Origin of the sequence: Enterobacter sp. CPE_E890 (genome assembly GCF_046521475.1) — a bacterium.
Classification (GTDB): domain Bacteria; phylum Pseudomonadota; class Gammaproteobacteria; order Enterobacterales; family Enterobacteriaceae; genus Enterobacter; species Enterobacter adelaidei.
Genome location: NZ_JBKFZW010000001.1, coordinates 179,263 through 202,429 on the forward strand (window position 1 = coordinate 179,263; position 23,167 = coordinate 202,429).

Genomic DNA, 23,167 nt, shown 5'->3' on the forward strand with positions numbered 1-23,167 from the left:
TTTCCCCTCACCCTAGCCCTCTCCCCTGTGGGGAGAGGGCGGAAATGGGCTTACTTGTTCAGCAGCGCCAGTACTTCTTCCACGCTGGTGGTGCTGGCCAGACGCTCAATGACAGACTCATCATCCAGGGCGTTAGTCAGGCTGGTAATCACCTGAATGTGCTCGTTATTGCGAGCGGCGATACCAATCACCAGACGGGCGATGTCGTCTTCTTCTTCACCGAAGCGCACACCCTGCGGATACTGACAGAATACGACGCCGGTTTTCAGCACGCGATCTTTCGCTTCAACCGTACCGTGCGGAACCGCGATGGATTCACCCAGGTATGTTGGCGTCAGTTTTTCACGTTCCAGCATCGCATCAACGTATTCAGGTTGAACGTAGCCACCTTTCACCAGTTGCTCACCGGCAAAGCGAATCGCCTCTTCTTTGGTAGCAGCAGTACGACCGAGGAAGATGTTCTCCGCACCCAGTTTGAACAGGTGGGCGTTGCTCTCGTCGAAACTGTCCTGCAGGCTGGAGCGCACTTTCACTTCGTTGTCTTCGTGACGCTGCGCGGCAACCAGACGCTCGGTCAGGCTGGTGTACAGGCCGCTGTCGAGGAAGTTGGTCAGCGAAATATGCTGTGCCTGCGGAACCTGACGCATGGCGCGTTCGGTCAGATCGCGGTGCGTGATAACCAGGTCCACATCCGGTGGCAGACTGTTGATGGCGCTGTTGGTCACAGAGATGTTAGTCAGACCCGCATCCTGCACTTTTTTACGCAGCACACCTGCACCCATTGCGCTGGAACCCATACCGGCGTCACAGGCAACGATGATTTTACGCACGTGGCTCAGGTCGTTAGAGACATCACCAGCCGCCAGCGGTGTAGCACCTTTGGATTCCGCTTTCATGTCGTGCATACGACGGGTAGCCGCTTCGATATCATCATCTTCTTTCACTTTGCTGGTTTTCAGCAGGATAGAAGAGACCACGAAGGAGACCGCCATTGCTGCACAGATAGCCGCGATGTTTGCGAAGTAAGCCCCTTTTGGCGTCATCGCCAGTACCGCCAGGATAGAACCCGGAGACGCCGGAGAAACCAGACCACCGCCCAGCACGCTCAGTGTGAACACACCGGTCATACCGCCGAGGATAACGGCCAGGATCAGACGCGGATTCATCAGCACGTACGGGAAGTAAATTTCGTGGATACCACCCAGGAAGTGAATGATAGCCGCACCGCCCGCAGACTGCTTCGCGCTACCGCGACCAAAGAACATGTACGCCAGCAGAACACCCATACCCGGGCCCGGGTTCGCTTCAATCAGGAAGAAGATGGATTTGCCAAGCTCATGAGACTGCTGAATACCCAGCGGTGAGAAGATACCGTGGTTGATGGCGTTGTTGAGGAACAGGATTTTCGCCGGTTCAACAAAGATAGACGCCAGCGGCAGCATGTCGTGCGCAACCATGAAGTTAACGCCTGCTGCCAGAATTTTGGACAGCACTTCAACCGCAGGGCCAATGCCGAGGAACGCCAGAATCGCCAGGATCATACCAATGATGCCTGCGGAGAAGTTGTTCACCAGCATTTCGAAGCCAGAGCGAATCTTACCGTCTACCCAGGAGTCAAAGTGTTTGATTGCCCAACCGCCCAGAGGACCCGCAATCATTGCGCCCAGGAACATTGGCATATCCGCACCGACAATCACACCCATGGTTGTGATTGCACCCACTACACCGCCACGGTCACCGCCCACCAGACGACCACCGGTGAAACCGATGAGCAGCGGCAGCAGATAAGTAATCATTGGGCCAACAAGTTTCGCCAGCGTTTCGTTAGGCAACCACCCTGTCGGAATGAACAATGCGGTGATGATACCCCACGCGATAAACGCGCCGATATTTGGCATCACCATGTTGCTGAGGAAACGACCAAAGCTTTGTACTTTGATCTTGAAATCGGATGACATAAAACACCCCTTCTTCTGTTTACGCTTAGGCTTGCGGCCCGAGGTTTATTGTTAATGTGAGGCGGCAGAGGTAGCCGGGCCCTGTTCATGCTGTGAAATCTGGCACTGAATCGTTCAACTGTCCAGATGACGAAAATTTGTGTGATGCGTGTCACGTAAATGTAGGGGGTGTGGATATCAATGTGGTGATCTGAATCACAAAGTAAGTGGGCAAAAAAAATACGATGACGAAAAATAGAGCAGAAACGACCCTTTTTTGTGATTTTTGTCACATTTGATCCTGGCGGATTTGTCTCTGTATTGTGACTTATTTCACAAAATATTTTTATGCAGAATTCTCCGGCTGTGATCCTTAACAAATTCTGTCTTGCGATTTAGCGTCAGGATGGCATGGGGCGACACAGAAAGCTAAAAAACCACTTTTCATATGTGGTATGGCGAAAAGTTAAAACGTGGATTACTCTCATATTGTAAGGTTAAGTCTATTATTATTCAGGTTATATTTTGACACGTTTATAAACTTGCATGGAGATATTATAAAAATCCATACTCCCCGGCTGCTGAAATAGCAAGTGATTACTGTTCCTATAAAAAATTAATTAGGTTGCGTACCGTTTTATTAATTTAATGAGTTGACGTTGTTTAAGTGAGGAGAATATGTTTCTCAACTATTTTGCGCTGGGCGTATTGATTTTCGTATTCCTGGTCCTTTTTTACGGCGTCATAGCCATTCATGACATCCCGTATAATATGGCCAAAAAACGTAACCATCCCCATGCCGATGCGATTCATACGGCAGGATGGATTAGCCTGTTTACGCTCCATGCTATATGGCCGTTCCTGTGGATCTGGGCCACGCTTTACCGTGAAGATCGCGGCTGGGGGATGCAAAACCACATCTCGAAGCCTGATGAGGTACCGGGCATGGATGCACTGACTAAACGCGTGGCGGAGCTTGAACAAAAGCTGGCAGCGGCACAACCCACTGCTGATAAGAACACGCTGGAGCGCTAATCATGGATCTGTTGATTGTTCTGACCTATGTGGCATTTGCCTGGGCCATCTTTAAAATATTCCGTATTCCCGTTAACCAGTGGACGCTCGCCACCGCGACATTAGGCGGGATATTTATTGTCGCCGGACTTATCCTGCTAATGAACTATAACCACCCGTATACCTTTACGGCTCAAAAGGCGGTTATTTCTATTCCGATTACGCCGCAGGTTACCGGGGTGGTCAGTGAAGTGACTGATAAAAATAATCAGCTCATTAAAAAGGGTGAAGTGTTATTTAAACTTGATCCAGGCCGCTACCAGGCGCGTGTAGACAGACTCCAGGCTGACCTGGTGACTGCGACGCACAATATCGACAACCTTAAGGCACAACTGTCGGAAGCGGTAGCCAACACCACGCGGGTGTCTGCGGAACGCGATCGTCTGTATAAAGATTATCAGCGCTACCTGAAAGGCAGTCAGGCAAAGGTTAACCCGTTCTCTGAAAGCGATATCGACAATGCGCGCCAGAACTATCTGGCACAAGACGCGTTGGTTAAAGGCTCTGTCGCCGAACAGACGCAAATTCAGACTCAGTTAGACAGCATGGTTAACGGTGAGCAATCTCAGGTTGCCTCTCTGCGCGCCCAGCTTGCCGAAGCCAAATACAACCTGGAACAGACCGTAGTGCGTGCGCCAAGCAATGGCTATATCACCCAGGTACTGATTCGTCCGGGGACGTATGCCGCCGCGCTGCCTCTGCGCCCGGTGATGGTCTTTATCCCGGAACAAAAACGCCAGATTGTGGCGCAGTTCCGTCAGAACTCGCTGCTGCGTCTGAAACCGGGCGATGAAGCTGAAGTGGTGTTCAACGCGCTGCCGGGTCAGGTCTTCTCCGGTAAGCTCACCAGCATTCTGCCGGTGGTGCCGGGTGGATCATATCAGGCTCAGGGTGCGCTGCAGTCTCTGACGGTGGTTCCGGGTACGGATGGCGTGCTGGGTACTATCGAGCTTGACCCGAATGCCGATGTCGATGCACTGCCAGACGGTATTTATGCTCAGGTGGCGGTTTATTCGGACCATTTCGCCCATGTTTCGGTGATGCGTAAGGTACTGCTGCGTATGACCAGCTGGATGCACTACCTCTACCTCGATCACTAATCCTTTCAGGGCAGGAATGCGACATGCAGACCTGCCCTTTTTTCGTCGCTTGATCCATACTGATTTTTTTCCGGCATCAAGGATCAGGCAATGAAACTCATCGGTAGCTACACCAGTCCCTTCGTGCGAAAAATCTCTATTCTCCTGCTGGAGAAAGGGATTGAATTTGAATTCGTCAATGAACAGCCTTACAACGCCGAAAACGGCGTCGCGCAGTACAACCCGCTAGGTAAAGTCCCGGCACTGGTGACGAACGAGGGTGAATACTGGTTTGATTCCCCGATTATTGCGGAGTACATCGAGCTGCTGGGCGTAGCCCCGGCAATGCTACCGGCTGACCCAAAAGCCGCGCTGGCTGTGAAGCAAATTGAAGCCCTGGCCGATGGCATTATGGATGCGGCGTTAACTTCCGTACGCGAGCAGGCAAGACCCGCCGCCCAACAGTCGGAAACAGAACTGCTACGCCAGCGTGAAAAAATCAGCCGCAGCCTGGATATGTGTGAGCAGCTCATCCAGGAGGGAAAAATCCAGCCTGACAGAGTGGATCTGGCGACAATAGCGATCGCCTGCGCCATCGGTTATCTCAACTTCCGTCATGTTTCCCCTGGCTGGTGTGTCGATCGCCCGTTGCTGGTAAAACTTGCCGAAACGCTGTTTAGCCGTGAGAGTTTTGCCCGCACCGAACCGCCAAAGGCTTGATACGGGTTATAACACTTCGCTGCCGGAGGCGGTACAATCCCTCCACATGTTAACTCCCTCTCCCGTCGGGAGGGGGGATGATATTTACTCGCCAGGCGCTTTCATGACTACTCATCATTCGCTGTACAGCCAAATTCCCGCTACCGACCGTCTTCTTCGCGAGCCTCGCATTCATGCTGCTGTTGAGCGTTTCGGCCATACCGCGACGGTTGAGATGTTACGGTTGCTTCAGGATGAAGCCCGACACCACATTCAGGCAGAAAACACTCTGCCCGACTGGTGCACGGCGTGGGAGCAGGAAGTTGAAAAGCGGCTGGATGAGAAAACGCAAAGTGCACTTCGTCCGGTGATTAACCTGACGGGTACGGTACTGCACACCAACCTGGGGCGCGCGCAGCAGGCGGAAGAGGCGGTTGCTGCGGTCGCGCAGGCCATGCGAATGCCTGTGACGCTGGAGTACGATCTGGACGGTGCAGGGCGCGGACATCGTGACCAGGCACTGGCGGACCTTCTCTGCCAGCTGACCGGCGCGGAAGATGCCTGCGTTGTGAATAACAACGCCGCCGCGGTGCTGCTGATGCTGGCGGCCACCGCTAGCGGCAGAGAGGTGGTGGTTTCCCGCGGTGAGCTGGTTGAGATTGGCGGCGCGTTTCGCATTCCGGACGTGATGCGTCAGGCGGGCTGTTCGCTGCATGAAGTGGGCACCACTAACCGCACTCATGCGAAAGATTATCGCGCGGCGGTGAATGAAAATACCGCCCTGCTGATGAAGGTTCATACCAGCAATTACCATATTGAAGGTTTCACCAAAACCGTTGAAGAAGCTGAGCTGGCAGCGATTGGACGCGAGCTGAATATACCGGTGATTGCCGATCTCGGTAGTGGTTCCCTGGTCGATCTCAGCCAGTACGGTTTGCCAAAAGAGCCGATGCCACAAGAGATGATTGCGGCGGGTGTTAGCCTGGTGAGCTTTTCCGGCGACAAACTGCTGGGGGGGCCTCAGGCGGGGATAATAGTGGGTAAGCGTGAGCTGATTGCGCAGTTGCAGCAGCATCCGCTCAAGCGAGCCCTGCGCGCGGATAAAATGACGCTCGCGGCACTGGAAGCGACATTGCGGCTCTATCTGCATCCGGAGAAACTGGCTGACCGCCTGCCCACGCTGCGTTTGCTAACCCGGGATGCCGCTTCAATTCGTGCACAGGGTGAATTGCTGCTACCCCGAGTTGCCCCTCATTACCCTGATTTTGACGTTCGCATTGAACCCTGCCAGTCGCAGATTGGCAGCGGTTCACTGCCAGTGGACAGACTGCCGAGTGAAGCGCTCACGTTCACCCCGCGTGACGGGCGCGGTAGCCACCTTGAAACCCTGTCGTCGCGCTGGCGCGCGTTGCCGACGCCGGTTATCGGGCGGATTTACGACGGCAGAATGTGGCTGGATCTACGCTGCCTTGAAGATGAAGAGCGATTTCTGGAGATGTTGTTGAAATGATTATTGCCACCGCCGGTCACGTCGACCACGGAAAAACCACGTTATTGCAGGCGATTACGGGCGTAAATGCCGATCGTCTTCCGGAAGAGAAAAAGCGCGGCATGACCATCGATCTGGGCTATGCCTACTGGCCGCAGCCTGATGGTCGCGTGTTGGGCTTTATTGATGTTCCGGGGCATGAAAAGTTTCTGTCCAATATGCTGGCGGGCGTGGGGGGGATCGATCATGCCCTGCTGGTGGTGGCCTGCGATGATGGCGTGATGGCGCAAACGCGCGAGCATCTGGCGATCCTGCAACTGACGGGCAACCCGCAGCTAACCGTTGCGCTGACCAAAGCCGATCGCGTGGATGAGGCGCGCATCAGTGAGGTGCGTGAAACGGTACAGGCGACCCTACGGGAATATGGTTTTGCGGATGCGCCGCTTTTTGTCACCGTAGCGACTGAAGGTCGTGGTATCGACGATCTTCGCCGCCATTTGCAGCAATTGTCGTCGCGCGACCACGCCAGCCATCATCGTTTCCGTCTGGCGATTGACCGGGCGTTTACCGTTAAAGGTGCGGGTCTGGTCGTCACGGGTACGGCGCTAAGCGGCGAAGTGAGAGTGGGTGACAGTTTATGGCTGACGGGCGTTAACAAACCGATGCGTGTGCGCGGTTTACATGCGCAAAACCAGCCCGTAGAGCATGCTCATGCCGGGCAGCGAATCGCACTCAATATTGCCGGTGATGCGGAAAAAGACCAGCTTAACCGTGGTGACAGGCTGTTGGCTGATACCCCTCCAGAACCGTCTGAGCGCGTGATCGTCTCCCTGCAGACAAACGTGCCCCTGACCCAATGGCAACCGCTGCATATTCATCACGCGGCCAGCCATATTACCGGACGCATCTCGCTGCTGGAAAACGACCTTGCCGAGCTGGTTTTTGATTCACCACTCTGGCTTGCAGATAATGACCGTCTTGTTCTGCGCGATATTTCAGCGCGGGAAACGCTGGCCGGGGCGCGAGTGGTGACACTTCACTCACCGCGACGTGGCAAGCGTAAACCTGAGTATCTGCAATGGCTGTCTGCTCTGGCGCAGGCGACGGATGATAAAACAGCGCTGCTGGTTCATCTCGAGCGCGGTGCGGTGAATCTTGCTGACTTTGCATGGGCTCGCCAGTTGAGTGAGGAAGGTTTACGTCAGCTGACCCAGGAGCCGGGCTTTATTCAGGCTGGCAACAGCCTGCTGAATGCCCCGGTGGCGGCGCACTGGCAGCGTAAAATATTGAACACGCTTGCGACTTACCATGAACAGCATCAGGATGAACCGGGCCCCGGCCGCGAGCGTCTGCGCCGCATGGCGCTGCCGATGGAAGACGATGCTCTGGTGCTGCTGTTGATTGAAAATATGCGCGAAACGGGGGCGATTAAAAGTCACCACGGTTGGCTGCATCTGCCGGATCACAAAGCCGGGTTTACCGCTGAGCAAGAGGCAGTATGGCAAAAAGTGGCATCACTGTTTGGCGATGAGCCATGGTGGGTTCGCGATCTGGCCCGCCAAACGAATACTGACGAGCAAGTGATGCGCCAGGTATTGCGCCATGCGGCGCAGCAGGGGCTTATCGTCGCGATCGTGAAAGATCGTTATTACCGTAACGATCGCATTGTTGCGTTTGCCAACCTGATCCGTGAGCTGGATCAGGAACGAGGCTCTACCTGTGCAGCCGATTTCCGCGACCGTTTGAATGTTGGCCGCAAGCTGGCGATCCAGATCCTGGAATATTTCAACCGTATCGGGTTTACCCGCCGTCGCGGAAATGATCATTTATTACGCGATTCACTATTATTTCCGCAAACATAAAACAGGAATTAATACAAAAATAGAATAGATAGAAAGAGATTTAAATATTAATTCACACCTTCGCAGGGTTAAATTTATTCAACCTGCGAAGGTCTTCGCAAAATCATATTTTTGATCATGTTTTTTGCGTAATTTTTACCTTATGCTGCAGACAATTTTTATCTTTTTGAGGAAATATCATGGCTGCATCTGTATTTTATATTCCTTCCGTGAATATTATTGGTTCTGATTCATTAAACACCGCAATGGATACCATGCGCGACTACGGCTGGCGCCGCGCGCTGATTGTCACCGATACCATGCTGAGCAAGCTGGGTATGGTCGCCAGTATTCAACATGCTCTGAAAGAACGTGATATTTCCAGCGTTGTGTATGACGGCACGCACCCTAATCCGACGACAGCAAATGTGGCGGCAGGTCTGGAAATATTAAAAGCAAATCAGTGTGACTGTATTATTTCACTGGGTGGTGGTTCACCTCACGATTGTGCAAAAGGTATTGCGCTGGTGGCAGTGAACGGCGGTGATATTCGTGATTATGAAGGTGTCGATCGCTCTGCAAAACCACAATTGCCGATGATTGCTATTAATACTACCGCGGGTACGGCTTCGGAAATGACGCGTTTCTGTATTATTACTGATGAGACGCGTCATATTAAAATGGCGATAGTGGATAAGCACGTTACGCCAGTACTGTCCGTTAACGATTCCTCGCTCATGTCAGGAATGCCACCCTCACTGACAGCGGCAACCGGTATGGATGCCCTGACGCATGCGATTGAAGCGTATGTGTCTGTGGCGGCCACACCTATTACCGATGCCTGCGCGCTGAAAGCGGTGACGATGATTAGTGAAAACCTGGTACATGCCGTTGAAGATGGCAGTAACGCTCAGGCGCGTGAAGCGATGGCCTATGCACAATTCCTCGCTGGAATGGCGTTTAACAATGCTTCACTAGGCTATGTACACGCGATGGCGCATCAGTTGGGTGGCTTCTACGATCTGCCGCATGGCGTCTGTAATGCTGTACTGCTTCCACACGTTCAGGTGTTTAACAGCAAGGCTGCGGCGGGGCGTCTGCGCGACTGTGCAAAAGCCATGGGCGTGAATGTGAGTGAGATGACCGACATGCAGGGAGCCCAGGCCTGCATCGTTGAGATCCGTGCGCTGGCCCGCAAGGTCAATATCCCGGCGGGCCTTCGCGAACTGAACGTCAAAGAGGAAGATATTCCGGTCCTGGCAACCAATGCGCTGAAGGATGCCTGTGGGTTCACCAACCCGGTTCAGGCGACCTATGAAGAGATAATGGAAATTTACCGCGCCGCGATGTGACCCTTGTCGTAAACCCGTCACCGGCTGGCGAGAAAATCGTCAGTCGGGACTACCCTTGTTGTACACCAACAGCAAGGAGACGGTCATGACAAACAATCCTCCCTCATCGCGTATCCAGCCTGGCGAGTATGGTTTTCCCCTCAAGCTGAAACCCCGTTATGACAACTTTATTGGCGGTGCCTGGGTGGCTCCCGTCGACGGCGAATACTATTCCAACCTGACCCCCGTCACCGGTCAGCCGCTTTGTGAGATAGCCAGCTCCGGCAAGCGTGATATCGATCTGGCGCTGGATGCGGCGCATAAAGCGAAAGATAAATGGGGCCATACTTCCGTCCAGGACCGTGCGGCCATATTGTTCAAGATTGCCGACCGGATGGAGCAAAATCTGGAGCTGCTGGCGACGGCGGAAACCTGGGATAACGGCAAGCCTATCCGGGAAACAATGGCGGCAGATGTGCCGCTGGCCATTGACCACTTCCGCTATTTTGCTTCCTGTATTCGTGCTCAGGAAGGCGGAATCAGTGAGGTCGACAGCGATACCGTGGCGTATCACTTCCACGAACCTTTGGGCGTGGTGGGGCAAATCATTCCGTGGAACTTCCCGCTGCTGATGGCGAGCTGGAAAATGGCACCTGCGCTGGCAGCAGGGAACTGTATTGTCCTCAAACCGGCGCGCCTGACCCCGCTGTCGGTCCTGTTGTTGATGGAAGTGATTGGCGATCTGCTGCCACCGGGGGTGGTCAACGTGGTGAACGGTGCCGGAGGTGAAATTGGTGAATATCTGGCGACCTCAAAACGTATCGCCAAGGTGGCATTTACCGGGTCGACGGAAGTGGGTCAGCAGATCATGCAGTACGCGACGCAGAACATCATTCCGGTAACGCTGGAACTGGGCGGTAAGTCTCCGAATATTTTCTTTGCCGATGTGATGGATGAAGAAGATGCCTTCTTCGATAAAGCCCTGGAAGGGTTTGCTCTGTTTGCCTTCAATCAGGGGGAAGTGTGCACTTGCCCGAGCCGGGCGCTGGTTCAGGAGTCAATTTACGAGCGCTTTATGGAGCGCGCGATCCGTCGTGTGGAGTCTATCCGCAGCGGTAACCCGCTTGATAGTGTCACCCAGATGGGGGCGCAGGTTTCTCATGGACAACTGGAAACGATCCTCAACTATATTGATATCGGCAAGAAAGAAGGGGCAGATATCCTGACCGGTGGCCGCCGTAAAGTGCTCGGTGGGGATCTGCAGGAAGGGTATTATCTTGAGCCGACGATCCTGTTCGGTAAGAACAATATGCGAGTCTTCCAGGAGGAAATTTTCGGACCGGTGCTGGCAGTGACGACCTTCAAAACGATGGAGGAGGCACTGGAAATTGCGAATGACACACCGTATGGCCTGGGGGCGGGTGTCTGGAGCCGCAACGGTAATCTGGCTTATAAAATGGGAAGAGGCATTCAGGCCGGGCGCGTATGGACTAACTGTTACCATGCCTATCCGGCGCATGCGGCATTTGGTGGTTATAAGCAATCGGGCATCGGGCGTGAAACGCACAAGATGATGCTGGAGCATTACCAGCAGACAAAATGTCTACTGGTCAGTTATTCCGATAAACCTCTGGGACTGTTCTAATCACTCCGTTCAGGCCGTCCATTGACGGCCTGAGCAATTTGCTGGCGCAGGCAGTTTAGTACGCCATCCAGGACGTATTGCACACGCCAGGGTTGATATTCGCGCTTGCGGAATATGGTCGTCAGGTCGAGCCACCACTCCTCCTGATGCGGGAAGCAAGGGACCAACATTCCCTGCGTTAATTCTTTTTTCAGGCTCTCTTTGGGAGCAAAAACAATTCCAAGGTTATTTCTCGCCAGTTCCAGAGCCGTCTGGGTATTGTCGCAAATATAGTTCCCGGTCACTCTATAATCATGGATCTCATCGCTGCCATGCACGCGGAAACGCCAGATGTTTGCATCATCAACCAGCATGGAGTCTATAAGAATACAGGAGTGGTTAATTAAATCTTCAGGTCCCGTTAAGGGGTGTTTATTTAAATACTCTTTGGTTGCAAATGCTGTGACCGAATATTTTGTTAAAACACTCGCAACCAGACTTTCGTCTTTCGGTTGCGCATAGGTGATTAAAATATCGCAGTCATCAGGAAAGGAAACACCTTCTGAATATTCATTCCGATCCAGGTTGTACGTTTTCAGGGAGATGCGGATATCACCGATATCCTCTATCTTGTGGATCACGTGTCGCGCGAGGTAGGTCACAATGCCCGTAGGGGCATAGATTGTCACTTTTCCACGTTTTTCGTGCTTATAATCAGCAATGAAATTAACAAGTTGGCTGTTTTTGTCCAGCGAGGCGTTAATGTAAGGGAGTAATGCTTCACCGAACTGGGTCAGGGCCAGCTGGCGCGTGGTGCGCTCAAAAACCTTAAGTCCAACCCGTGTTTCAAAATCAGACAGATATTTACTGACGTTGGCCTGCGCCATGCCCAGCAGGGCGGCGGCATCGCCAATACTGTGGGTTGCTGCGATGACGGATATAATTTTTAATTCGCGTGGCTTTAGTTGTAATTTACTCATCATGCACACCAATCTATATGATTTTATATATAATATTATATAAAGCGCAGCGTTGCATTGACAAATTTGTAACCATTATTATTCGCCTCGCTTGTTTGGCGTTTAAATGGATTACATGTAATGACTATTAAATACAATTTACTCATCGCTGCCACGTTATTTGCAACATCATCTGCAATGGCCGGTGACTTTTCACTTGGAGCGGGGGCTGTATTTAATGAGTCTCCTTACAAAGGATATAATGAAAATACAACGGCAGTACCTTTAATTAGCTACGAAGGCGATCGTTTCTATGTGCGCCAGACCACAGGAGGGTGGATCCTGTGGAAAGATGCCAAAAATGAATTCAGCCTGACCGCATCCTGGATGCCGCTCCATTTTGATCCTGATGACAACGACGACCATCAGATGAAAAAGCTTGATGAGCGAAAAGCCTCTGCCTTCCTCGGTGGCGCATACTACCGCCATGAAAACTGGGGTTCGCTGAAAGTGGCGGTCTCTGGTGATGCCACGGATGAAAGCGGCGGCGTGATCGGTGAAGTATCCTACTTCCATCCAATCCGTATGGAACGCCTGACTCTGACGCCATCTGTCGGTATTTTCTATAGCGATGAGAGCTATAACGACTACTACTACGGTGTATCCGGCAGTGAGTCTCGTCGCTCAGGCCTGGACGAATACACCGCAGGTGACAGCTGGACGCCATACGTTGGTCTGGCGGCTAAATATCAGTTAACCCAGAAACTGTTCCTTAACGCCAGCGCGGTTTATACCGTGTTACCTGATGACGTGAAGAACAGCCCGATGATCGACCGTGACGACAGCTTCGCGCTGATGACCGGCCTGACCTGGCGTTTCTGATGCGGTAAAGCCGGGTGGCGGCTTCGCCTTACCCGGCTTACGATAGCCCCTGCATTTTTATCTGCACTCGACTGTAATCCCCTTTTCTTTTCACGATACTTCTTCCCGTTCCGACAAAAGCGGCTGCACTGGTGTTTCTCAATACGCTAATGTGATTCGACCCGGTAGTGATGGTGTGTGTCATGTGTATAATCATGGAAGGATTGGGATGTGAAAAGTGCGGATGTGATTACTGTTCTGATCGGTCATGGCTGGAAATGTGTCAGAACGAAAGGAAGCCATCATCAGTTTCGCCATCCCGAACAGAAAGGGCTTGTTACTGTCCCACATCCTAAGAAGGATATTAAACCGGGCACTCTCGCGCAGATCTGGCGGCAGGCGGGGATTAAACACTGATATCAGGAGTAGTTATGTTTTATCCGGCTTACATTCATTCTGACTCAGACGGAAGTGCCAGCGGTTTTTTCCCTGACGTTCCAGGTTGTTTTTTTGCAGGTGTTTCCCTGGATGAGGCTTTTCAGGATGCTCGTGATGCTCTCACAGCACACTTCGAAGCGCTGTTTGAAGTGGAGGAAACATTGCCTCTTCCGGGTAATGTTGAAACACATCTGGAAAGTCGTCCTGATGACTTCATTGGTGGGCAATGGCTGCTGGTGGACATTGATATGAAACAGTTTGATGGCAGGGCAGAGCGTATCAACATCACCATGCCCCGTCGTTTACTGGTAAAGATTGATTCCTTTGTCAGTGAGCATCCTCAGTTTAGCAACCGAAGCGCATTTCTGGCTGAGGCAGCACGTCGCGTGCTGCCCCGGTAAAAATTAATTATACAGAGCTGCTGTTGCTTTCAGGATATCTGCAAAGGAATAGATATCATCGACTGTCGTTATTGGGTGACGCGTTTCGTTTTTTTCTATGTCGAAAAGTCCGATGTATTTTTGCGTGCGATTAAAATGCAATCGGCAAAGGGGTTTGCGGTTGTTATCATCCACAAGGATACCAAAGTAGCTTTTGGTATCTCTGTGAGTGATACGAGGTGCCTCCAGTACCGCTCTGGTGATTGCTTTAACAATATGATATCCCTCGAGCTCCTCTAGCGTTGTTACCACATCGCTTTCGTCTTTATGTTCGTCTTCCTCAATATGCGATGACTCATTTGGAGTTTCGATGATCGCTGGGGTTATGCCTGTAATGGCTGACTTGAGGCGCTCATTTACCTGATCATTTATGTACTGGCTTGCAGCTTTTTTAGTCAAATTTAAAAAAGACTCTCTGACTTTTTGGGTGAGAATCCCATCATAAACTCGGGATGCAAAAAATTTCACAAAGTCATCTTCAGGGTTATTTAACTGAGAATGCAGGATTTTTTTGATTTGGCTGACATATTTTAATTCACCAGCAGCATTGATAATTGATTCCAAATCAAACGAAGATTTAGTTAATTTTTTTAACTCAGGTATTATATTTTCGTCAATATCAAGAAGATCTACCTCCAAAAAAGGTTTTTCATCCATTTTATTAGGAGCATCCAGATCGGTAAAGAATTTATAATTTTGTCCATTGGTGAGGATTGAGATTCTGGCATTTGTTACATGAAAATACCTGAATAACTGCGAGGCATGATTTATATTCAATGGTTCGCCAATTTTTTTACATTCAATAAGTATCTGTACATCATTGTTTTTCATTATAGCATAATCGATTTTCTCACCTTTTTTTGTACCGATGTCACAGACAAACTCAGGTGTCACCTCTGAAGGATCAAAAACATCATAGCCCAGAACGTTATGAATGAACGGCATTACAAATGCAGTTTTTGTTGCTTCTTCAGTATTAATTACATCAAGTTGTTGTTTTATTTTATTTGATAAGGCATTTAACCTTTCAGTGAATTCCATGGGATATCCTTATTTTGAGCTGTGTGTCTTTATGGAATAACACTAAAATGCATGTCAGACAATGGTATGTCTGAGTTGAACGGCTGCAAAAAAACAATACCGAGGGTTAGATCACATTGTCTTTCAATCTATGATAATCAGTGAGCTCGGCATCACCGAGCTCGATAAAAATATTATATATTAATAAAGGTGATATTATTCTTGTTTATGCTTCATCCACCCAAATCCGCATTTCTCCTTCTCCCCGGTTAGCCCAGCTAAACCAGGGAATAAAGGTCAGCGTCTGGGGCTGACGTTGTACCGGCGAGCGGTCATACTGCCACAGCGCATCCTTGTCCTTCACGTGACAGCCAATCCCCTCAGCCTGTATCAGCATCTTGTGCGCGAAAATCCCTTTCCCTTCAAAGACCCGGAACTCGCTGTCTTGCGGCAAGGAAAGGTTATGCAGATTGGCACCGTTATCCGCTTCTTCAAGGCAGTAAACCAGCGGTCCGCGCTGTAGCGCGACTTTCCCTGCCTGCTGGCGTACCTGCGGGTTTCCATACACCCGGCAAACGGGCATCGGTAGCGTCAGCGTGACGACATCTCCTTCTTGCCAGTTTTGGGTCAGGTAGAGATATCCCCGTGAAATTTCACCCGTAGTGTCTTCACCGTTCAACGATACGCCAGGCGCCGCGCACCAGTCCGGCAGCCGCAGGGCTAGCGTATGCGTGACGGGAACAGGTGAGGTAATTTCGATTTTCACCTGTTCATGCCATGGGTAGTTACCGCTAATCCGCAGCGCCAGTGTTTCATCGCCAACAGGAATGACGACATCGTTGCCGACGTAGAGATTAATAAAAAGCGCATCCTGGCGAACGGTATAAATGTAATGCCCCAGCGACGTCAGCACGCGGGCGATATTCGGCGGGCAACAGGCGCAGCCAAACCAGCGCTGGCGGACGGGTTTCACGTGATCGTAGATATGGTTGAACGTCAGGGTTTTCGGATGTACTTCCAGCGGGTTTACATAGAAGAAGTGCTTACCGTCCAGCGCCATGCCGCCGAGTACCGTGTTATATAGCGCGCGCTCCATCACGTCGGCGTAGTGACCGTCGGCCTCCATTTCCAGCATCCGGCGGGCAAACATCATCAGACCGATGGAGGCGCAGCTTTCGGCATATACCGTATCGTTGGGCAGATCGTAATCGCTGCTAAAGGCTTCCCCGCTGCTTTGCGACCCAATCCCGCCGGTAATGTACAGCTGGCGCTGGGCCATGTTGTTCCACAGCCGCAGGCAGTCCTGGCGTTTTCCTTCGTCATGACTCAGGCGCGCCAGATGCGCCATGCCCGCCATCAGGTAGACAAAACGCACCGCGTGGCCGATGGCCGTTTGTTGTTCAGCAAGTGGCTGATGCGCCTGGCTGTAGGCTTTGTCCTTGACCATCCAGGCGGGCCCGTAGGTGTTCCAGTATGATGTTCTGCCGCGCTTCTCGTATTCGATATCATAGAAGTGAGGCTGTACACCGCGTTGTTCGATGAAATATTTCACCAGTGCCAGGTAGCGTGGCTTCTGCGTGATGTCGTACAACCGCATCAGCGCCAGCTCTATTTCCGGGTGACCCGGATAACCGTGTAGCTGGTTCTCGCCGGGGCCAAACACGCTGTCGATGTGATCGGCCAGTTTGCACACCACCTCCAGCAGACGGCGTTTTCCGGTTCCCTGAAAATATGCCACGCCAGCCTCAATCATGTGTCCGGCACAATACAGCTCGTGGCATTCAGCCAGATTCGTCCAGCGCGCTTCAGGGGCTTTCACCGTGAAATAGGTGTTGAGATAACCGTCTTCGCATTGTGCCGCCGCAACCAGCTCAATTACCTCATCAGCAGTTTTTTCCAGGTCTGAGTCAGGCTTCTGACACAGGGACCACGCTACGGCTTCCAGCCATTTTGCTACGTCACTGTCCTGAAACACCATGCCGTAGAATTCGCCTTTCTCCAGACCCGCCGCAATACGGAAGTTGGTGATGGCGTGGCTGGGTTCGGCTTCCGTCACGCGATCGTTCAGCGCATCCCACTGGTAGGGGATCACCACATCGCGTACCAGCCGTTGATATTGCCCGAGAAACGGGTCGTTAATTTTCAGTTTATGCAGGTCGGCTTCCATTATGGACATCTTGTTCTCCTCAGGACTGTACGTGACGCTGGCGCAGGTCGGTGGCAATGCGCGACATCATTGGATTGTTGAGTCTGCACCAGCGAATTGAGACAGCCAGCAGCAGGTGGAAAAGAGCAGGGAGTAATGTCTCCATGGCGGTGATACCTTGCAGAGATGCCGGCGTCTGGTTACCGGCACCAGGTTGATAGGCTACGGCGATAAACACCAGGCTGATGATCCCGGCGCTGGAAGCCCATGCGAGCTTGATGAAAAACAGGTTAAAGGCGAAGTTCATGCCCGACGAGCGCACGCCGTTTTTCCATTCGCCGTAGTCGTCGGCGAAGGCCATCAACGAGAAGTGCAGCGGCAGCGTAAAACCCAGGATGACGCCGTTGCTCAGGATCACAATCAGCCAGAGCGTCTGGTAATTTGGTCCGCCTGGCAGGAACCACATTCCCGCCGCGAGCACGGCCAGCACCAGGTTGGTGTAATAGTAAAGTTTGACCGTATCAAAACGGCGGGACAGCGGGTTAACGATCACCGCCCCAAGAATGGCCGCAAAGGTCACCATGGTAAAAAACAGCGAGGTGTAGGCGGTGCTGCCCTGAAGCACGTAGGTGATGAAGTACATATACCCGCCACCTCGAATGTTGAAGACGTTGATCAGCAGGAACGACATCACCAGCATCAGCAGCAGCTGATCGTTTTTACGCAAACCGGCCAGATGCTCACGCAGTGTAAACTTGCCCATTAGCGCCAGCGGGACGCGCTCGCGTACCCAGAAGAAGCAGCACAGGAACATCATCACGGCGACACCGCACAGCACGCCCACGCCAAGCTGATAACCCTTCGCGGCATTACCCTGGCCTAATACGGATACCAGCCACGGCAGACCAACAGACACTAAAAATCCGGCAACGCCGCACAGCACAAAACGCCATGACTGGCAGGAGATCACCTCGTTGTGTCGGGTTGTCATGGTGTTGATCAGCGCGCAGTAGGGCACGTTGATGGCGGTATAGCCTACGGATAACAGTAAATAGGTACCGAACGCCCAGGTAATTTTTACTCCCATGCTGGCTTCCGGGACGGTGAAGGTCAGTACGCCGATGATCCCAATCGGGAACGCGACCCACAGCTGCCAGGGGCGGAAACGTCCCCACCGGCTTTGCGTGCGGTCAGCAATCACGCCCATTACCGGGTCGGAGATGGCATCAAACACGCGTAATGCAATAAACAGCGTGCCGACAAGGGCGGGCGTCAGACCAAAGATATCGGTATAGAAAAAGGTGAGAAAGTTCATGATAAGACAGGTAATGACCGTGCCGCCCGCGTCACCCAGGCCATAGCCTATTTTTTCGCGAACTGACAGGCGGTCATCTATTGCCGGTTGTGCAACGTCAGATTCTGTAATCGGTGTGGAAGTCATGAGGTAACTCCTCGGTAATCGATTTTTATCGTATTTATGCAAGGTACCCCATTTATTCTGCACCGAACGACAGGGCCAACAAGGGAAGGGAAAAGTATAAAAAGATGACAATTCCGACCTGATGCTAAAAATGTGAGTTGGATCGGGAAGGGACATTAATATTTATTAATAATCAATGAATAAACTTAATTTCCATGACGATAAAAGCGGGATAGTGAATACCGATGCTTGAATTATCCATAGCGCTTCCGATTAAGGTACAAAATGGCGGGTTATTTATTTCCCGAGGTGTGGGTCGTCATCCGGCGCGAAAGCTGGCGTCGTGGGAAATAATTTTTGTCGAAAAAGGGACGTTAACGATCCTGGAGGAAAACACCCTTTTTGAGGTGAAGGCTGGAGAGAGTTTATTGCTTTGGCCGGATCGGCGGCACGTTGGTGTGGAGGATTTCCCGGCAGATCTCAAATTCTACTGGCTGCACTTCGAAGTGGAAAACACAGGGCATGGCTCCCCCTCTCTGGCAATAGAACAGCATTGCAGCGTCAGGGATGCGCAATATGTCATTTCTCTGTTCCGTCAGTTTCTGAGTGAGCAGGAAAAATTACAGCGTAGTATGGCGCTGGAGCTCCTTTTACTCCTGATTTTGCAGCAAGTTTCGCTCTCTTCGGGGTATGAGGACAAAATGGATGAGGCTGGAGCCGCAATGGCGTGGAAGGCGAAACAGCTTATTCGCACACAATTTCATTTACCCCTCTCTACTTCGAAGCTCGCCAGAGAGTTGCACTGTAATGCCGATTATCTGGGGCGCGTGTTTCGTCGCACTTTTCATTTAACCCTGACGGAGGCGATACATCGCCAGCGCGTCAGGGCGGCGGAAAAGCTGTTGCTGGATGGCTCTGCATCGCTCACCGAAGTGGCAACCCGCTGCGGGTTTAATGACGTGGGCTATTTCCGGCAGATATTTACCAAACACACGGGCTTAACACCCGCCGTCTGGAAACGGCGGTACTGTAAGGAGCACATCAATTCCGGGTGATTACTGCCCGTAATAGGCATTCGCCCCGTGCTTGCGCAGATAGTGCTTATCCAGTAACTCCTGTTGCATCACCGGTAGCTGCGGTGCCAGCTGACGTGAAAACAGGCCCATACAGGCGCACTCTTCCAGCACCACCGCGTTGTGTACTGCATCGGCCGCATTTTTTCCCCAGGCGAACGGACCGTGAGAATGGACCAGCACTGCCGGAATTTGCATCGGGTTTAAGTCGCGCTCCTCGAAGGTTTTGATGATCACTTCCCCCGTCTGATATTCGTATTCCCCGGCTATTTCAGCCGTGGTCATCAGCCGTGTGCAGGGGATCGCGCCATAAAAGTAGTCGGCATGCGTGGTGCCCCATGCAGGTAAATCCAAACCCGCCTGCGACCAGATTGTGGCGTGGCGGGAATGCGTATGGACTATGCCGCCAATCTCAGGGTAACGGCGATACAATGCAAGATGCGTTGGCGTGTCGGAGGAGGGCTTTTTGCTGCCTTCGACTACCGCACCCGTGGCAAGATCAACCACCACCATGTCGTTTGCGGTCATCACGTCATACTCTACGCCGGAGGGTTTGATCACCATTAGCCCGCTTTCGCGATCGACCGCGCTGACGTTGCCCCAGGTAAATGTCACCAGCTGGTGGGCGGGAAGCGCCAGGTTTGCTGCCAGCACTTCAGCTTTGAGTTGTTCTAACATGTCATGCCTCCTTCCTGCATACGGGCTTCAATCCAGCGACGCGCCTGGATGATTTCCAGTACGGGCTCTTTTGCTTTTTCAGTCCACATTTCAATCAGAAACGCGCCGCGATAGTTCAGTTGGTTCAGCGTGTTAAACACGCCGACAAAATCAACACAGCCTTCGCCAAACGGCACATCGCGGAACTGTCCCGGGCTGTTTTCAGTGACGGGTTGGGTATCTTTCAGGTGGATTGCGGCAATACGGTCAATGCCCAACGTCAGCTCGGCGGTGACATCGTTGCCCCACGCGCTCAGGTTTCCGACATCCGGGTAAACGCTAAACCACGGTGAAGCGAGCATGTCGTCCCACTTTTTCCATTTGCTGATCGAGTTCATAAAGGCGGTATCCATGATCTCCACTGCCAGCATCACTTGTGCCGCAGCGGCTTGTTCCACCGCCCACGCCAGCCCTTCAGCGAAGCGTTGTTGAGTGCCTTCATCATGTTCTTCGTAATAGACGTCATAACCTGCAAGCTGAATGGTGCGGATACCTAAATCACGCGCCAGCCTGATGGCTTTGGTCATGATTTCGCGGGCGCGCTCGCGCACGGCTTCATCGCGGCTACCAAACGGGAAACGACGGTGGGCAGATAAGCACATGGATGGAATCGACACGCCGGTTTCCAGCATGGCTTCAACCAGCGATGCACGCTGCGTGGTGCTCCACTCAAGACGTGACAGACGTTCGTCAGTTTCATCAACCGACATTTCGACAAAATCAAACCCGCAGCTTTTCGCCAGCACCAGACGTTCCGGCCAGGTGAGATCTTTCGACAGCGCTTTTTCGTAAATACCTAACGGATGCTGACGCATGGTTACTCTCCCCAGATGTCGCGGATTTGTGAATGGAATGCCTGTGCCACCTGCGGTGGCTTTTCAGCACCAGCCAGCGCGCGGCCGGCAATAAAGGCTTTGACGTTTATCTGCTTAAACAGCGGCAGGTCGGCAGGAGTGATCCCGCCGGTAATCGAAAGCTGTAAACCGATGTCGGAGAGCGCTTTCATTTTCGCGAGATCCGCTTCGCCCCACTGCTGACCACTCGCCTGCGCGTCGCGCCCGCGGTGATAGATGGCCTGTTTCACCCCGATGTGGTGCCATGCGCGTGCATCTTCCAGCGTCCAGTTACCAAACAGCTCCATCTGGATTTCGCCGCCGCAGCGTTGAGCGACGTCATGGCCTTTTTTAACGGTCGCCAGCGGTGCCGCGCAGATGATGGTCATCCAGTTCGCGCCTGCACCGAACGCCTGTTCTGCCAGCGTTTCTCCAGCGTCGGCTACTTTCCAGTCCGCCACGATGATTTTGTCCGGGCACTGCTCGCGAAGGGCACGCACGGCCTGTAAACCCTCGGTCAGGCACAGAATGGTGCCCGCCTCGACGATATCAACGTGATCCGCAAGCAAAGCGACATCGCGCTGCGCGGCCTGAAGTGAGGTATGGTCGAGCGCCAGTTGAAGTAATGGACGGCTCATAGGTCGAACTCCTTAACACGGGCGTGATAGCCCTGTAGTGCGGTAATCAGTAACTGGTAGCGGTGATATTTGCGCTGGTAGGCAGCATGGGCACGCATGTCGGGTTCAATGACCCTGGTGTCGTGTCGCAGGGCACGCTGAGCGGCGTGGAAATCGGTATAGATGCCCGTACCGACAAGTGCTGCCAGCGCCGCACCGGAGCAACCGGTCTCTTCCACCTGCGGTAGTTCTATTGCCAGACCGCTGACATCTGCCAGCATTTGCATCCACACGTCTGAATGTGTGGGGCCACCCGTGACGCGCAGCGACGTCACGTGTGTAAAGCGTTCCAGCATGCGGTTCAGGTGGGTCATGTGGCTAAAGACCACGCCCTCGTAAACCGCCTGCAACAGATGGGCCCGGGAGTGGAGTGCCTGCATTCCGTAAAAGCCGCTGGTCATCTCCAGACCAGCGTTGCTGCCATAGAGGAACGGCAGGAAAAACACATCGCTTTCCGCCTTCGGTAAGCTGGCAACGGCATCGTTAATCTCACTGAACGAGACGTCACCCCATTGCGCTGTCAGCCACTCCAGGTTGCCGGATGAGGTCGGGCTGGCTTCGTGCACGATGTACTGCTGCGGGTGCACATAGCGGCCATATACATAGGGAAAGGGTTCGTTATCACGAATGCCGTTGGCGATCCCGCTGGTCACGGCCCAGGTTCCCATCACCGCGTTAAGCGTGTTGTCATCATGGAGTCCGGCGCAGATCGCGGTGGAAACCACATCAAACAGCCCGCCAACGACGGGAGTACCCGCCGCCAGACCGGTAAGCGAGGCTGCCTGAGCGGTGATTTCCCCGCAAATTTCTGCGGAGCCGACAATCGGCGGTAGTGCACCGTCAATTTCGCTGATATCAAGCCAACGTGTGAGCTGTGGATCGTACTGAGCAGTGCTCATGTTGTAGAGATTGGACTCCGAGATATTGCTCTCTTCGCAGCCTTTTTCCCCCGTCAGACACCAGCGCAGGTAGTCGTGCGCCATCATCACGCAACCAATCTGCTGATACCGCTGTGGTTCGTTCTCTTTGACCCAGCGCAGGAGCGAAGTCGGATGCCCGGTCCATAGCGTCTGGCGAGTATGCGGGTACAGTTTTTCGGGAATGCCGTCCTGCTGCCAGCGCTGCACAATCTCCAGTGCCCGACGGTCAGAAGAGAGCATGGCGTTTCCCAGCGGCTGATCCTGTTTATCAAGCAGAAACAGCCCTTTGCCCTGAGCCGAAATACCGACACCTTTGATCTGCTCGCCATCGACCCTGGCATTTTTGAGCAGTAGTGCGACGGTCGTGTGGCAGTGCTGCCAGAGCTGGTGCATATCCCGCTCAGCATAGCCAGGACGTGGGCTGAGAGTGGCAACCGAACGGCGCTCAATACAGACCTCTTTTCCCTGACGGGTGTATAAACCGGCTTTCAGATAAGTACCGCCACAATCGATACCCAGCCAGAAGGGCTCTTTTTCACTCATCTTTGATTCTCTTGTGTTGCTCCCTCTCCCGGTGGGAGAGATACCG

At 52.7% G+C, this 23,167-nt stretch carries 20 protein-coding genes; 11 read left to right on the plus strand and 9 right to left on the minus strand.

The features are described from left to right. Positions 1 to 50: 50 nt before the first annotated feature. Positions 51 to 1,958, minus strand: a complete 1,908-nt coding sequence (locus ACLHV9_RS00900; RefSeq protein ID WP_028018223.1) for a PTS mannitol transporter subunit IICBA — start codon at positions 1,956 to 1,958, stop codon at positions 51 to 53. Between the two features lie 657 nt (positions 1,959 to 2,615). Between ACLHV9_RS00900 and ACLHV9_RS00905 the strand changes: the two genes are divergently transcribed. The 7 genes from ACLHV9_RS00905 (at position 2,616) to aldB (ending at position 11,095) form a co-directional block, all read left to right on the plus strand. Continuing rightward, a complete protein-coding gene (locus ACLHV9_RS00905) occupies positions 2,616 to 2,972 on the plus strand; it encodes a DUF3302 domain-containing protein (RefSeq protein ID WP_028018224.1) in 357 nt (118 codons plus the stop codon). Positions 2,973 to 2,974: 2 nt separating this feature from the next. Then, positions 2,975 to 4,111: an HlyD family secretion protein gene (locus ACLHV9_RS00910; RefSeq protein WP_028018225.1), complete on the plus strand. Its 1,137-nt coding sequence runs from the start codon at positions 2,975 to 2,977 to the stop codon at positions 4,109 to 4,111. A gap of 90 nt (positions 4,112 to 4,201) precedes the next feature. Continuing rightward, positions 4,202 to 4,810, plus strand: coding sequence for a glutathione S-transferase (locus ACLHV9_RS00915; protein WP_028018226.1), 609 nt, complete (start codon positions 4,202 to 4,204; stop codon positions 4,808 to 4,810). Between the two features lie 103 nt (positions 4,811 to 4,913). After that, a complete protein-coding gene (gene selA / locus ACLHV9_RS00920) occupies positions 4,914 to 6,299 on the plus strand; it encodes an L-seryl-tRNA(Sec) selenium transferase (protein ID WP_407220057.1) in 1,386 nt (461 codons plus the stop codon). After that, on the plus strand, positions 6,296 to 8,140 hold the full coding sequence (gene selB / locus ACLHV9_RS00925) for a selenocysteine-specific translation elongation factor (RefSeq protein ID WP_407220059.1): 1,845 nt from the start codon (positions 6,296 to 6,298) through the stop codon (positions 8,138 to 8,140). Before selA ends, selB begins: the two co-directional genes overlap by 4 nt. Positions 8,141 to 8,319: 179 nt before the next feature. After that, complete coding sequence (gene yiaY / locus ACLHV9_RS00930) at positions 8,320 to 9,471, plus strand: L-threonine dehydrogenase (protein WP_407220060.1); 1,152 nt, start codon at positions 8,320 to 8,322, stop codon at positions 9,469 to 9,471. Positions 9,472 to 9,556: 85 nt separating this feature from the next. Continuing rightward, positions 9,557 to 11,095 (plus strand): aldehyde dehydrogenase AldB, encoded by a 1,539-nt coding sequence (gene aldB, locus ACLHV9_RS00935; protein ID WP_028018230.1) that lies wholly within the window; start codon positions 9,557 to 9,559, stop codon positions 11,093 to 11,095. Here aldB and ACLHV9_RS00940 read toward each other — a convergent pair. After that, positions 11,092 to 12,057 carry a LysR family transcriptional regulator gene (locus ACLHV9_RS00940; RefSeq protein ID WP_108089338.1) on the minus strand — a complete coding sequence of 322 codons (966 nt, stop codon included), beginning with the start codon at positions 12,055 to 12,057 and terminating at the stop codon, positions 11,092 to 11,094. The genes aldB and ACLHV9_RS00940 overlap by 4 nt on opposite strands. 117 nt (positions 12,058 to 12,174) lie before the next feature. Between ACLHV9_RS00940 and ACLHV9_RS00945 the strand changes: the two genes are divergently transcribed. The 3 genes from ACLHV9_RS00945 (at position 12,175) to ACLHV9_RS00955 (ending at position 13,733) form a co-directional block, all read left to right on the plus strand. Beyond that, complete coding sequence (locus ACLHV9_RS00945; RefSeq protein ID WP_108089339.1) at positions 12,175 to 12,915, plus strand: MipA/OmpV family protein; 741 nt, start codon at positions 12,175 to 12,177, stop codon at positions 12,913 to 12,915. A gap of 210 nt (positions 12,916 to 13,125) precedes the next feature. Beyond that, positions 13,126 to 13,311 (plus strand): type II toxin-antitoxin system HicA family toxin, encoded by a 186-nt coding sequence (locus ACLHV9_RS00950; protein WP_041911637.1) that lies wholly within the window; start codon positions 13,126 to 13,128, stop codon positions 13,309 to 13,311. Positions 13,312 to 13,325: 14 nt separating this feature from the next. After that, positions 13,326 to 13,733, plus strand: a complete 408-nt coding sequence (locus ACLHV9_RS00955; protein WP_108089340.1) for a type II toxin-antitoxin system HicB family antitoxin — start codon at positions 13,326 to 13,328, stop codon at positions 13,731 to 13,733. Between the two features lie 3 nt (positions 13,734 to 13,736). Here the strand turns inward: ACLHV9_RS00955 and ACLHV9_RS00960 are convergent, their stop codons facing one another. The 3 genes from ACLHV9_RS00960 to ACLHV9_RS00970 all read right to left on the minus strand — a co-directional run bounded on the left by ACLHV9_RS00960 (position 13,737) and on the right by ACLHV9_RS00970 (position 18,379). After that, the gene (locus ACLHV9_RS00960) at positions 13,737 to 14,813 is read right to left on the minus strand and encodes a type I restriction endonuclease (protein ID WP_049006244.1); all 1,077 of its coding nucleotides are present in this window, start codon (positions 14,811 to 14,813) and stop codon (positions 13,737 to 13,739) included. Positions 14,814 to 15,018: 205 nt separating this feature from the next. Then, a complete protein-coding gene (locus ACLHV9_RS00965; RefSeq protein WP_407220063.1) occupies positions 15,019 to 16,968 on the minus strand; it encodes a glycoside hydrolase family 127 protein in 1,950 nt (649 codons plus the stop codon). A gap of 10 nt (positions 16,969 to 16,978) precedes the next feature. Continuing rightward, positions 16,979 to 18,379, minus strand: a complete 1,401-nt coding sequence (locus ACLHV9_RS00970) for an MFS transporter (RefSeq protein WP_049007774.1) — start codon at positions 18,377 to 18,379, stop codon at positions 16,979 to 16,981. Positions 18,380 to 18,603: 224 nt separating this feature from the next. Between ACLHV9_RS00970 and ACLHV9_RS00975 the strand changes: the two genes are divergently transcribed. Beyond that, positions 18,604 to 19,413, plus strand: coding sequence for a helix-turn-helix domain-containing protein (locus ACLHV9_RS00975; RefSeq protein WP_407220065.1), 810 nt, complete (start codon positions 18,604 to 18,606; stop codon positions 19,411 to 19,413). On the opposite strand, the gene araD is transcribed toward ACLHV9_RS00975, so the two are convergent. The 4 genes from araD to ACLHV9_RS00995 are packed head-to-tail and all read right to left on the minus strand — an operon-like array spanning position 19,414 to position 23,121. Beyond that, positions 19,414 to 20,109: an L-ribulose-5-phosphate 4-epimerase gene (gene araD, locus ACLHV9_RS00980; protein WP_028018236.1), complete on the minus strand. Its 696-nt coding sequence runs from the start codon at positions 20,107 to 20,109 to the stop codon at positions 19,414 to 19,416. Further along, positions 20,103 to 20,963, minus strand: a complete 861-nt coding sequence (locus ACLHV9_RS00985; RefSeq protein ID WP_108089344.1) for an L-ribulose-5-phosphate 3-epimerase — start codon at positions 20,961 to 20,963, stop codon at positions 20,103 to 20,105. The genes araD and ACLHV9_RS00985 overlap by 7 nt, the downstream gene beginning before the upstream one ends. Before the next feature lie 2 nt (positions 20,964 to 20,965). Then, positions 20,966 to 21,619: a 3-keto-L-gulonate-6-phosphate decarboxylase UlaD gene (gene ulaD / locus ACLHV9_RS00990; protein WP_028018238.1), complete on the minus strand. Its 654-nt coding sequence runs from the start codon at positions 21,617 to 21,619 to the stop codon at positions 20,966 to 20,968. Next, positions 21,616 to 23,121, minus strand: a complete 1,506-nt coding sequence (locus ACLHV9_RS00995; RefSeq protein ID WP_028018239.1) for an FGGY-family carbohydrate kinase — start codon at positions 23,119 to 23,121, stop codon at positions 21,616 to 21,618. The genes ulaD and ACLHV9_RS00995 overlap by 4 nt, the downstream gene beginning before the upstream one ends. Positions 23,122 to 23,167: the final 46 nt, after the last annotated feature.

What these genes read in the sequence shown, in the direction of transcription:
- ACLHV9_RS00900 (WP_028018223.1), bottom strand. Translation starts at nt 1,958, where the DNA reads ATGTCATCCGATTTCAAGATCAAAGTACAAAGCTTTGGTCGTTTCCTC.
- ACLHV9_RS00905 (WP_028018224.1), top strand. Translation starts at nt 2,616, where the DNA reads ATGTTTCTCAACTATTTTGCGCTGGGCGTATTGATTTTCGTATTCCTG.
- ACLHV9_RS00910 (WP_028018225.1), top strand. Translation starts at nt 2,975, where the DNA reads ATGGATCTGTTGATTGTTCTGACCTATGTGGCATTTGCCTGGGCCATC.
- ACLHV9_RS00915 (WP_028018226.1), top strand. Translation starts at nt 4,202, where the DNA reads ATGAAACTCATCGGTAGCTACACCAGTCCCTTCGTGCGAAAAATCTCT.
- selA (WP_407220057.1), top strand. Translation starts at nt 4,914, where the DNA reads ATGACTACTCATCATTCGCTGTACAGCCAAATTCCCGCTACCGACCGT.
- selB (WP_407220059.1), top strand. Translation starts at nt 6,296, where the DNA reads ATGATTATTGCCACCGCCGGTCACGTCGACCACGGAAAAACCACGTTA.
- yiaY (WP_407220060.1), top strand. Translation starts at nt 8,320, where the DNA reads ATGGCTGCATCTGTATTTTATATTCCTTCCGTGAATATTATTGGTTCT.
- aldB (WP_028018230.1), top strand. Translation starts at nt 9,557, where the DNA reads ATGACAAACAATCCTCCCTCATCGCGTATCCAGCCTGGCGAGTATGGT.
- ACLHV9_RS00940 (WP_108089338.1), bottom strand. Translation starts at nt 12,057, where the DNA reads ATGATGAGTAAATTACAACTAAAGCCACGCGAATTAAAAATTATATCC.
- ACLHV9_RS00945 (WP_108089339.1), top strand. Translation starts at nt 12,175, where the DNA reads ATGACTATTAAATACAATTTACTCATCGCTGCCACGTTATTTGCAACA.
- ACLHV9_RS00955 (WP_108089340.1), top strand. Translation starts at nt 13,326, where the DNA reads ATGTTTTATCCGGCTTACATTCATTCTGACTCAGACGGAAGTGCCAGC.
- ACLHV9_RS00960 (WP_049006244.1), bottom strand. Translation starts at nt 14,813, where the DNA reads ATGGAATTCACTGAAAGGTTAAATGCCTTATCAAATAAAATAAAACAA.
- ACLHV9_RS00965 (WP_407220063.1), bottom strand. Translation starts at nt 16,968, where the DNA reads ATGTCCATAATGGAAGCCGACCTGCATAAACTGAAAATTAACGACCCG.
- ACLHV9_RS00970 (WP_049007774.1), bottom strand. Translation starts at nt 18,379, where the DNA reads ATGACTTCCACACCGATTACAGAATCTGACGTTGCACAACCGGCAATA.
- ACLHV9_RS00975 (WP_407220065.1), top strand. Translation starts at nt 18,604, where the DNA reads ATGCTTGAATTATCCATAGCGCTTCCGATTAAGGTACAAAATGGCGGG.
- araD (WP_028018236.1), bottom strand. Translation starts at nt 20,109, where the DNA reads ATGTTAGAACAACTCAAAGCTGAAGTGCTGGCAGCAAACCTGGCGCTT.
- ACLHV9_RS00985 (WP_108089344.1), bottom strand. Translation starts at nt 20,963, where the DNA reads ATGCGTCAGCATCCGTTAGGTATTTACGAAAAAGCGCTGTCGAAAGAT.
- ulaD (WP_028018238.1), bottom strand. Translation starts at nt 21,619, where the DNA reads ATGAGCCGTCCATTACTTCAACTGGCGCTCGACCATACCTCACTTCAG.
- ACLHV9_RS00995 (WP_028018239.1), bottom strand. Translation starts at nt 23,121, where the DNA reads ATGAGTGAAAAAGAGCCCTTCTGGCTGGGTATCGATTGTGGCGGTACT.